9 protein-coding genes and 1 riboswitch are annotated in these 10,688 nt (G+C 37.6%); of the genes, 4 read left to right on the top strand and 5 right to left on the bottom strand.

Going from position 1 to position 10,688, the window contains the following annotated elements; translation table 11 throughout:
- Nucleotides 1–253: 253 nt before the first annotated feature.
- The 3 genes from BMW36_RS18435 to BMW36_RS18425 all read right to left on the bottom strand — a co-directional run bounded on the left by BMW36_RS18435 (nucleotide 254) and on the right by BMW36_RS18425 (nucleotide 3,073).
- The gene (locus BMW36_RS18435; protein ID WP_089743877.1) at nucleotides 254–937 is read right to left on the bottom strand and encodes a PepSY domain-containing protein; all 684 of its coding nucleotides are present in this window, start codon (nucleotides 935–937) and stop codon (nucleotides 254–256) included.
- Nucleotides 938–1,040: 103 nt separating this feature from the next.
- Nucleotides 1,041–2,390 (bottom strand): sensor histidine kinase, encoded by a 1,350-nt coding sequence (locus BMW36_RS18430; RefSeq protein ID WP_089743875.1) that lies wholly within the window; start codon nucleotides 2,388–2,390, stop codon nucleotides 1,041–1,043.
- Nucleotides 2,387–3,073, bottom strand: a complete 687-nt coding sequence (locus BMW36_RS18425; RefSeq protein WP_089743873.1) for a response regulator transcription factor — start codon at nucleotides 3,071–3,073, stop codon at nucleotides 2,387–2,389. Before BMW36_RS18425 ends, BMW36_RS18430 begins: the two co-directional genes overlap by 4 nt.
- Nucleotides 3,074–3,248: 175 nt before the next feature.
- A riboswitch (SAM riboswitch) is annotated at nucleotides 3,249–3,349 on the top strand.
- A 98-nt stretch (nucleotides 3,350–3,447) separates the two neighbouring features.
- Here BMW36_RS18425 and BMW36_RS18420 point away from each other — a divergent pair.
- On the top strand, nucleotides 3,448–4,551 hold the full coding sequence (locus BMW36_RS18420) for a 5-methyltetrahydropteroyltriglutamate--homocysteine S-methyltransferase (RefSeq protein WP_089743871.1): 1,104 nt from the start codon (nucleotides 3,448–3,450) through the stop codon (nucleotides 4,549–4,551).
- Between the two features lie 85 nt (nucleotides 4,552–4,636).
- On the opposite strand, the gene BMW36_RS18415 is transcribed toward BMW36_RS18420, so the two are convergent.
- Complete coding sequence (locus BMW36_RS18415) at nucleotides 4,637–6,118, bottom strand: methyl-accepting chemotaxis protein (protein ID WP_089743869.1); 1,482 nt, start codon at nucleotides 6,116–6,118, stop codon at nucleotides 4,637–4,639.
- Between the two features lie 162 nt (nucleotides 6,119–6,280).
- Nucleotides 6,281–7,111: a MurR/RpiR family transcriptional regulator gene (locus tag BMW36_RS18410; protein WP_089743867.1), complete on the bottom strand. Its 831-nt coding sequence runs from the start codon at nucleotides 7,109–7,111 to the stop codon at nucleotides 6,281–6,283.
- Nucleotides 7,112–7,293: 182 nt separating this feature from the next.
- On the opposite strand from BMW36_RS18410, the gene BMW36_RS18405 reads away from it, so the two are divergent.
- The 3 genes from BMW36_RS18405 to BMW36_RS18395 are packed head-to-tail and all read left to right on the top strand — an operon-like array spanning nucleotide 7,294 to nucleotide 10,677.
- Nucleotides 7,294–8,187, top strand: a complete 894-nt coding sequence (locus BMW36_RS18405) for a DUF8171 family membrane protein (RefSeq protein ID WP_089743865.1) — start codon at nucleotides 7,294–7,296, stop codon at nucleotides 8,185–8,187.
- Nucleotides 8,187–9,884, top strand: a complete 1,698-nt coding sequence (locus tag BMW36_RS18400; protein WP_089743863.1) for an ABC transporter ATP-binding protein — start codon at nucleotides 8,187–8,189, stop codon at nucleotides 9,882–9,884. The genes BMW36_RS18405 and BMW36_RS18400 overlap by 1 nt, the downstream gene beginning before the upstream one ends.
- The gene (locus BMW36_RS18395; protein ID WP_089743861.1) at nucleotides 9,868–10,677 is read left to right on the top strand and encodes an energy-coupling factor transporter transmembrane component T family protein; all 810 of its coding nucleotides are present in this window, start codon (nucleotides 9,868–9,870) and stop codon (nucleotides 10,675–10,677) included. The genes BMW36_RS18400 and BMW36_RS18395 overlap by 17 nt, the downstream gene beginning before the upstream one ends.
- The last annotated feature ends 11 nt before the right edge of the window (nucleotides 10,678–10,688 follow it).

The following is a 10,688-nucleotide window of genomic DNA, read 5'->3' as shown; positions in this document are numbered from 1 at the left end:
GCGCTGAAAGCCATGGCGCGCGGAAAAATAGGAGCGAAGTCGTTCGGAGTAGCGCTGAAAGCCATTATGTCAATGAGTTGGTAACCATGGCGGATTCCCTAAGTTCAGCAAAATAATAGACATCTACTCTATGTAACTACTTCAATTTCAGCATGGCAAACGCAAAAGGCAACCACAAACACAACAAAAATGGTTCCAAGCAAATCTAATTGCCCGGAACCATTTTCAAAAATATCTAGGTGTTCTTTTCTAATTAATCATCTAAATCATCTACAGAGATGGAAATTACTGAACCAGTGTATGCATCAATTTCAATATCTACTTCATTTGTTGCTGTATGAATTTCCATTTCATATAACATCCGGCCATCGTCCTCGTCTAATTCGAAATCAGTGATTGTGCCATTGTGTTGTTCTAATGCAATAGATTTGGCCTTCTCTGCTGAAATTAATGTTTCTGTCTTATTGTCTGGTTGGCTGTCATCCTGTGAATCTTTTTGATCGTCAGGATTATTTCCTCCACCAGAAGTGGATTGCTCTGAAGTAGTGTTATTCTTATCAGTGGAATCAGCTTTCGTGTCACTATCATCTTTATTATCTTCATTTGTATTCTCACTGTTTTTCTCTGTTGTCACTGAACTTTCAGATGGTGTTACTGGTTTTTCCTCTAATTTTAAAATTTTTCCAGTTTCTGCATCGAGCTTAAGGTCATAGTGCATTTCTGTACCTCTGATCTCAATTTCATACACTTTCCGGTTATCATCTTCCTCTAACTCCAGTTCAACAATTTCACCTGGAAACTGAGTCTTTACTTTGTCTTCGGCTTCCTGCCTGGATAGATATGCACTGGCTGAGTCTGGGGTAAACTGGAGAATAGCTAACACTATTCCAACAACTAAAAGGCTTGTTAATGTGATAAAAAATCGTTTGTTTTTCATGATAAGCACTCCTTATTTATTTGATACTTTTATTGTAGCCCCCAATAATGAGTACCCCATGAGAGAAAAATGAGAATTTGATGAGAAATCACTTCATTTTTTCTTATTTAGGTAAATGGATCGTGAAGGTAGAGCCTTCATTTAACCTGCTCTCAATACTTATCTTACCGCCATGAGCTTCTACGATAGCTTTGCATATAGCAAGACCTAATCCTGTTCCGCCAGCCTTCCTGCTTCTCGCTTTATCAACACGGAAAAACCGGTCAAAAATAAATTCCTGCTCTTCTTTACTTAGACCATCTCCAAAGTCCTGTACAGAGATAAGAAGCTGCTTATCCTTTTCTTCAATATAAATATTAATTTCTCTGTCACTATACTTGCAGGCATTATCAACTAATATGTAGATGGCCTGATTCATCTTTTGTTCATCTGCACTAACTGTGAGGGATTGCTCTATCATATCGTAATAGTGAATCTCCCGCTTATAAGCTAATGTTAAGGAACGGACCACATCACGGACCATTTGGGAGATGTCGACAGGCTCAAAGCGGACATTTTCGATCGCTTCATTTTTCGCTAACATGAGCATTTGCTCTGTTAAATGCTTCATTCTACCTGCTTCCGAGAGGATGGCCTCTACTGATTCATCAAATATCTCCGGTCTTTGTTTTCCACGTCTTTGAAGAAGCTCCGCATAACTTGTAATAACAGATAATGGTGTTTTTAATTCATGAGACGCATCAGAAACAAAGCGGATTTGTTTCGTCATATTTTCATCAATTCGATCAATCATGTGATTATAGGCTTGCTGCATATCTGCTATCTCATCTTTATTATTGTTATGTGCAGTGATTTTTTCCCATTTTCCGTTAATGGGATTTTTGTTAATTTCATTAGTCAGTCTTTTAATTGGTGTTGTCACATAGCGAGCAATAAAAATTCCGGATAAAACTGCAGGTATAACCATAAATAAGGAAGTTATCAATAGTACAACTTGCAGTCTGTCTAATGCATCGTCCATTGAGTATAACGCCTCACTTACTTGGAGTGTTACAATAGAGCCGTCATTCCATATTACAGGGAGCGATACTTGGACATATGGAATCTCTCCAGATTTATTTATTGAAGTGATTTCTTTGTCAGTATATTCAAATGGCCAATTGAGGTAGCTGCCATCTTTCGTGAAGTTTTGTATCGGATAATTCGTCTCATCAATTATCCGGATCATCCCATTTGCCGGTAAGAATGCTTTTAGAAGCTGAGAAATATCCATATTGATTTCGTCATGCTTAGCAAGAGCTTCCATGATTGCAACCGCATCTTCTTTCACACGGGACACTTCATTATTGCTTACTCTATTTTCATATAAAAAATAAACACCGCTATTGACAAGCAAAATGACAATTATCATCATTAAACTAAGGAATAACTGTACCTTTGTGCGAAGCTTCATGGTAAAGGGTCCTTTACTGTATAACCAATCCCGCGAACTGTTTGAATTGTTGTTTTCTGGAATGGTTTATCAATTTTATTGCGTACATAACGAATATATACATCCACTACATTTGTATCCCCCACATAGTCAAAACCCCATACTTTATCCAATAGTTGTTCTCTGTGAAAAACCTGATTCTTATTTTTAAGTAAAAAAGTTAGAAGGTCATATTCCCTTGGGGTTAACTCAATCGTTTCTGAACCTCGTTTAACATCTCTTGATTTTGTATCGATTGTAAGGTCATCAAATGTAAGAAGTTCAGCTGTATGGTTGTGGGCTATATTTGTTCTCAAATGTACTCTTACTCTTGCTAATAGTTCTTCCATTTGAAACGGCTTTGTTACATAATCATTTGCACCTAAATCCAGCCCTGATACTTTGTCATGAACCTCATCTCTAGCAGTTAATAAAATAACGGGAGTGTGCTGGTTTATTTTTCTAAATCTTCTTAAAACCTCAAGACCACTCATCCCTGGTAGCATGATATCTAACAGCACAAGTTGATAAGTGCCAGATTCTAATAACTGAAAAGCGCGTTGTCCGTCCAAAGCAGTTTCAGTCTCGTATCCTTCATATTTCAGTTCTAATTCCAATACTCTTGCAAGCTTTTCTTCATCTTCCACAATTAAAACAGGAGTCAATGCGATCCACCACCTTCTCTATATCATGATTCATTTATTACAGCGCTGAACATATCATTGTGCAAAAGTCTCACTTTATTAATATAGCACAAGTTGCGGAATACGGATAAATGAATGAAATAGTTATTGACTTTTTCTGATTGCTAGATTAACATAACTATTAATTACATATCTATTCTTATCCAGAGAGGTGGAGGGACTGGCCCGGCGAAGCCTCAGCAACAGACAGACTTATTGTACTGTGCTAATTCCAGGAGCTTTTGCTGAAGATAAGAAGAGCCGTGAAACGTCATGAAACCTCTTCTTATTATAAGGAGAGGTTTTTTCACTGTTATTTTAAGAATAGGTAAATACATATGGAGAGTAGGATCATTATGACAAAGACCGTAAACTTAGCCCCATTCAGGGCTGACCATGTAGGAAGCTTATTAAGACCAGAGAGATTAAAACAGGCACAGACTGATTACAAACAAGGGAAAATTTCACAGGATCAGTTAAATGAAGTGCAGATCGAAGAAGTAAAGAGAATCGTAGATAAGCAAATAGAAGCAGGGTTAGAGCTTGTTACAGATGGTGAGTTCAGAAGGTTATGGTGGCATACGGATTTCATGGAAAATTTAACAGGTTTTGAAGGATATGTCCCAGATCACGGATATCAATTCGCAGATTTGGAGACAGAGCCTTACAACGTAAGAAATATTGGGAAAATATCTTTTGATCCGGATCATCCTTTTATTCAACACTTTAAAGATTTTAAAGAAATCGTTGGAGATCGTGCTGTCGCAAAACAAACGATTCCAAGCCCGAACCAGTTTTTCTATCCGGATTTAAGGAACCATGATTTTTATCCTGACATTGAGGATTTTACAAAAGATATTATTCAGGCATACAAGGATGCTGTAAAAGCATTTTATGATGCGGGTTGCCGTTATCTTCAATTTGATGATGTATATATAGCGGGGCTTTCTTCACCTGATATGAGTTTTGAAGGGGATGTCTATAATCGTGACCAGTATATTGACCTTGCATTAAGAGTTGTCAACGGTGTACTGGAAGACAAACCGGAAGATTTAATTGTTACTACACATTTATGCCGTGGGAATTATCAGTCATCGTGGGCGTTCCAAGGCAGTTACGAATTAATTGCACCGACCTTATTTGCAAAGGAAAAAGTGGACGGGTTCTTCCTGGAATATGATGATGAAAGATCAGGCGGTTTCGAACCACTTGCAGAGATACCTAAAGGTGGAGCAAGAGTAGTGGTGGGTGCTGTAACTTCTAAAACGGGAGAATTAGAAGATAAAGAAGCAATTAAGTCAAGAATTAAAGAAGCATCACAATATGTACCTCTTGACCAAGTTTGTCTAAGCCCTCAGTGTGGCTTTGCCTCAACACATCATGGGAATATATTGACAGAAGAAGATCAATGGAAGAAATTAAAATTTATTGTGGACGTCGCAAAGGAGATTTGGGGATAAAGCAAGGTTACTGTTCCCATATAAAGGAAAACCCGGACTATGAAAAGATGAATCATAGCCCGGTTTTTTTTATTATCAGTAATCTTTAATTTTGAAAATGCGCTCTTATCGCTTTTGTATCTTCTACTGCTTCGTTTAACATTTGTGCGAATCCTTCATTACTGTTAGTTAATACATCAATTGTTGCGCTCATTTCCTCTAAACTTGCTGAAGCCTGCTCAATAATTGCTGCAAGCTCATTGGTAGAGGCTTCTACTCCATTTGTCTGGCCCTGTACTTCTTCTGCAAGGAACGTAAAGTTCTGTAATGCACTCGTTAATGTATCAGTTGTTGTTGCTAAATTATTGAAATACCCCGTAATTTCATCAGTTGTCTGTAAACTGATAATAAAGTTTTGCATACTTTTATCCATTTGGGACACTGCTGAGTCATTTGCTTTATTTAATGCAGATAAATTGCTTGTGATTTTTTCGGTAGTCGAACCGGTGATATCAGCCAGTTTACGAATTTCGTCAGCGACAACTGCAAAGCCTTTTCCTGCTTCACCAGCTCTTGCCGCCTCAATGGAAGCATTTAATGCAAGCAAGTTTGTCTGTTCAGTAATTTCTTTTATATTGTCTGCAAACTGATTCGTTTCCTTGATCTTATCAGTTAATTCTGCAAAAGTTTTACTCAATTGACCGATAGTGTTTTCCATCTCCTGATTGTTACTGTTTAATGTATCCATTTTTTCTTTCCCTGCAGCAACAAGCTCACTGGATTTCGAAGAATCATTAAATAATGCTTCTGATGTTTGATGGACAATATCTACATTCTGTTTTGTATCATTCGTTGCATTGGAAATATCAGATATTTGTTCAGCTTGTGACTGACTTGCCTGGGAAATTTCCTGAATGGCATTATTCAGCTCATTTTGTTTTTCCAGGTTTTCCTGAAGCTGTATATTCGCCTTGGCAATTTTATCAAGAATATTTTTAACGGATTCTCTAACTAACTGACTTTGTTCTTCTTTCTCTTTGCTGTCTTTTTCTGAAGTGGATAACAGCTCTGACAGTCTATTCATCTTTTCATCTGTCATTTTAATGACAAAGTAAAAAATAATTCCTGTTAAAATCTGAATCAAAATAGAGTATTGAAATAATTGCTGCATTACTTCATTGGACTTATCCATCACATAGTAATTAGACAGTAAAACAACCAAACCAAGAATAAAGCCTGATAAAAATATTTTTCTATCCATTTGGATTGCTGAAAAAAGTGATAGAAAAACTAGAATTAAGAAAACCGAAGCACTTGAGCCCTGATAAATGATAAAAAGTAACATGGATAAATAAAAAATAAAAACGAACAAATATGGGAGAATTCCTGGTTTCTTCAAGATCTTTTGAAATAAGAAATATGCCCCCAATATAATAACTAGCTGTACGGCATAAAAGATAGTAGTAACTGTTTCATTTGTTGAAAGTGCTAACACCAGACCTGTGACTAAAGTAATACCCATCATAAAAAGCATTAGGGTGTTTTTCCTGTTTGTATCCTTTTGTTTGAATTCATGAACTAGTTCCATTTGCGTTCTCCTCTTTGATTTATATGTAAATTTGTCCTATTAACAGTATAAGTGTATAGGCATAAAGTTTCAATATGAATTCTGCGAAATACGTCTCTTTTTCACTATCTATGTAGTTTGTCCAGTAATTCTTCTCTTTTCCTAATGCCTTAAATGTCTACTTTATCTAGGAAGTTCTTTGGCAAAACGTTTCCGCACTTCTGTTAACTGCTCCAGCCTTTCAATATTCTTATCTTCCTCCCGCATACCAAGTGAAACCATAATATTTTCCAGTAGTAAAGTTGGTGCAATCATTGAGTGAAATTCATTTGCATCACCTCTGCTGGCAAACAAGGTTACAGTTGCTGAATGAGAATAATCTGCAACTAACTGATCTGTAATTAAGATGGTATGGTAATGAATCTCCCGCTGAAATTGAAGCAGAACTTTCACTTCTGGCAGGAGTCTTGCAAAACCGAAAAGGATAACAACATCGTTTCTTTTCAAATGAATCATCTCCTCGAATAATTCATTTCCCTGACATTGAAAGGTATGGATGGACTTACCGAAACGCCGTATGCGATATACAAGCAGTTCACCAAGTCCCTTTGAGGGTCCCTGAGCTAATACATAAATATTTTCGGCATGCTGAAGCAGCTCAATCGCTGAGTTGAATTTTTGCGGATCAATATGCTCGATTGTTTCCTGCAGTAATTCTACACTTTTTTCAAGAGTTAAGTATATGTTCTGTTTTAACCCTTTCTTCTTCACATTTTTCATTTTGCCAGCAGGTGAAACAGCCAGTTCCTCTCTGACTGCATGTTTAAAAGCCTTAAGATTTACGAATCCTACTTTATTCCAAAATCTTGAAACAGTAGCGATACTGACACCAACTTCTTCAGCGATTTCTTTTTCTGTTGAAAGTAAAACCTGCTGCTGATGTTTCTGTATATAGTCCGCAATTCTAATCTGGCTTTCTGTTAATGAGTAATGTTCCCATTGAAAGCTTAGCATCCTCATTCACTCCTTTTTTTTCTATCATTCTAGCAACCATCTGAACATGTGCAATGGGAATGAAAGAAAATTTACATAATGATAATAAAAGTTAACAAATTTACAGGGAATTAACTTTGTTGAAAAATCTGGTTAACAAATCATCTATACAATAAAAGTATCTAAACAAGGGAGGTAAGAAAATGGGTACACAAACATTAAACAATCGTTACACTTTAACACAGTCACAAAAGATGATGGTTTTTATTTTGTCCATGTCGCTGTATGGGTTGTCCAACATGATTACAGAATTAGTACCAAGCGCATACTTAGGGCCGATTGAGTTCTCAATTGAGTATTTCGCCTTTATACCTTTAACTTTATGTATTTTGTTCCATCCACTTTATGCAGCGATTGGTGCTTCATTAGGAGAAGTCATTTTCGGAGAGATTATGCTTGGGCAATTTGGCGGTTTTGGAGAACTGGAAAAATTTATTGCTTTTTCATTAGCAATGTATATCGCAGGTACCTTTGTGCGGGATCCGAAGAACAGGAAACAGGTGGCGGCCGCTGCATTATTAGGTGTCATTATCCATCAGGCGATCAGTGCAACAGTGGACATTCTAAAAGTATGGGTTGGTGTGGAGGAATTGGAAGCTGTTCCTGGATTGGCAGAAAGTGTTGTAGTGATCGAAGGTTTTTCATTTCTGAATGATGTTCTCTTTTCTGGCATCCTTTTTGCACTGCTTCCAACGGTCTACCTTGTACCAAGGCTTTACGGTAAAATCGAGCCACTGCTCGGAATGAAACCACGGGACCGTAATGACAGATATTCGTTAACCGAAATTATCGGACCACGACTTATTGCAACTGGGATCCTGCTTGCCGCAGCTGCTTTTCTGTTCGAATTTCTATCTGAATCTGGTTTTAATGTCGAATGGGAAGCAGATTTTTTAGAAACATACGGTGACTGGTTTATTTTCGTCAGTCTGGGTGCTGCATTCATTGTTGCCCTGATTACAATTTCCGTGATGTTAAGTAAGAAAAGGAAGACTCAACATTTGAAGAATGCTAAGAAGGAAGAGAAAGTATCATAATGAAGCCGATTATTGAAATAAAAAACGTGAAATATCAATATCCCGGGGCAGACAAGCCTGTATTAAATCATGTTAGTTTATCTGTAGATAAAGGTGATTTTGTTGCAATATTAGGTGGGAACGGCAGCGGGAAATCAACTTTATGCAAGCTAATTAACGGGTTAATTCCCCATTATTATGTTGGGGATTACTCTGGGGAAGTACTTGTAAAAGGGATGGCAGCAGAAAAACACAAAGTGGCAGAGTTATCCAGACATGTTGGCTATGTTTACCAGGATTTCGAGAATCAGATAGTCAGTCCAAAAGTGATAGAGGATGCGGAGTTTGCTCCTCTGCACTATGGATTGGCCGATTATCATGAGCGTGCTGTCCATGCACTGGACGTAGTCGGGTTAATCGATCAGCAGCATAAGTTTATTTGGCAATTAAGCGGCGGTCAAAAACATTTACTGGCATTGGCAAGTATTCTTTCATTAAATCCTGACATTATCATAATGGATGAGCCTGTTGCCCAGCTTGATCCGCAGCATGCCAGGGAGATTTATGATATTTTGAAAAAGCTGAATGATGAGGGAAAAACGATTATTGTAATTGAGCATCATACAGAATTTGTAGCAGCTTATGCAAGAAATGTCATTTTAATGGATCAGGGAGATGTGCTTTTTAAAAAGCCGGTGAAGGAGGCTTTGAATGAAGTAGATGTTTTGCTTGAACATCAGATTTACCCCCCGCAAGTGACACAAGCTGCAGCTAAGATTGGTACCAGTGGTATATTGCCAATCACTATAGGTGAGGCAATACCGTTGATGGCTAGTATAGTTGAATGTGAGCAGAATACTGTGCATAAATTGCGTACAGAAGACAAACCGCTCGTAACATTTGAGGATGTAACCTTTTCCTATAAAACAATTACGAGAGAAAGAGATCAAGTTTTACATGATGTTAATTTAACCATTCATCAAGGGGATTATATTGCATTGGTCGGTAATAATGGTGCTGGCAAATCTTCCTTAATGCGTTTAATTACAGGACTTGTGAAACAGGAGAAAGGACAAATTGCATTAGATGGAAAAGATGTTAGAAAAACACCGCCAGAGCATCTTGCGGAGATTGTTACATATATTCACCAGAATCCTGAGCATATGTTTATCGATGATTGTGTTAAAAAAGATATCGGTTTTTATATGAAGGCAAGAAAAGATCCCAGAACAGAAGAGAAAGTTGCAAATTTATTAAAACAGTTTGAGTTAACCGATCTGGCTGAGAGGGACAGCAGGCTGCTGAGCGGAGGCCAGCAGAGGAGGGCTTCACTGGCTGTCGGTGTGGGGATGCAGCCGAAACTGATGCTTTTGGATGAACCAACTGCTAATCTGGATATAGCTACAAGAAAACATATTACGAGGATTCTCGAAGAATTAAAGACACAGCTGCAGGCCGTAGTTATTGCTACACATGATATGCAATTGGCATGCGAATTTGCAAACAGAATAATTGTCATGCATGAAGGGCGTATTATTCATGATGGAACGAAAGCATCTGTTTTCACCAATCATAATTTACTGAAAAAGGCCGGGTTAAATCCGCCCCAGATTTTCACATTAGCTAAGAAATTAGGTTGGGAGAGGCCGGTATATACGGTCGATGATTTTATAGAATTATACCAAAGTAAGGAGGCATGGGATGGAGTACACGCGTAAATTTACTGAAAAACTCTCGGTAGAGCAGGTGAAAATAGAATTATTAAACACTGCTTACGGAAATGGTGGTACGTTTTTTGCTAAATTAGATCCTCGTACACTATTTTTATGGTATGCCTATTTCGGAATCTTTCCATGGTTCATTCATGAAGTCATGGTATTAATCGGCATGTTCCTTTTTATGCTTGTTACAACATATGTTGCGCGAATCAGCCCGTTAATTATTTTTATTCTCTGCCTCGGATTACTTGGACAGGGAGGATATTTACTCATTGCTTCTTTATTTTTCGGTGGAGATTGGACGTCCATACTTCCATTACTCATACTAACGCTGAAATTATCTGTCATATCCCTTGCAAGTATTACAGTCTTTTGTTCAATGAATCCTGAGAAGCTAAGTAATGGTTTATTAAAAATTGGCCTGCCTGGTCAGATATCTTTTAGCATTGCCTACGGTTACCGGATGCTTCCTACATTACTAGAAGAATATCACCATGTCTTTCAATCGTTCAGACTGCGTGGCAAGGCACCTGAAAAGCATGGTTTTCTTTATATAAACACGATTGCATATTTTATTAAATTAGCAGTGTTATCCTTTTATCCCTTGCTGTTATCAACAGCGAAGCGGGCAAGAACAACAGTGGAGGCATTGGAAACGAAGGGAAGTATGTATGGTTTTAACCATATAGAAGTGAAGAAACTGAAACTTGCTGGTTTGAAAATGAAAAAGCGAGATTACTATTTTTTAGCGGGGTCTCTTGTTTATATGATCAGTTTGTTTCTGTTTTTATAAGGAAGGGGTTT

Origin of the sequence: Gracilibacillus ureilyticus (genome assembly GCF_900111195.1) — a bacterium.
GTDB classification, from domain to species: Bacteria; Bacillota; Bacilli; order Bacillales; family Amphibacillaceae; genus Gracilibacillus; species Gracilibacillus ureilyticus.
The sequence above is the reverse complement of the archived record's forward strand: the minus strand, read 5'-3'. Positions and strand labels throughout refer to the sequence as shown.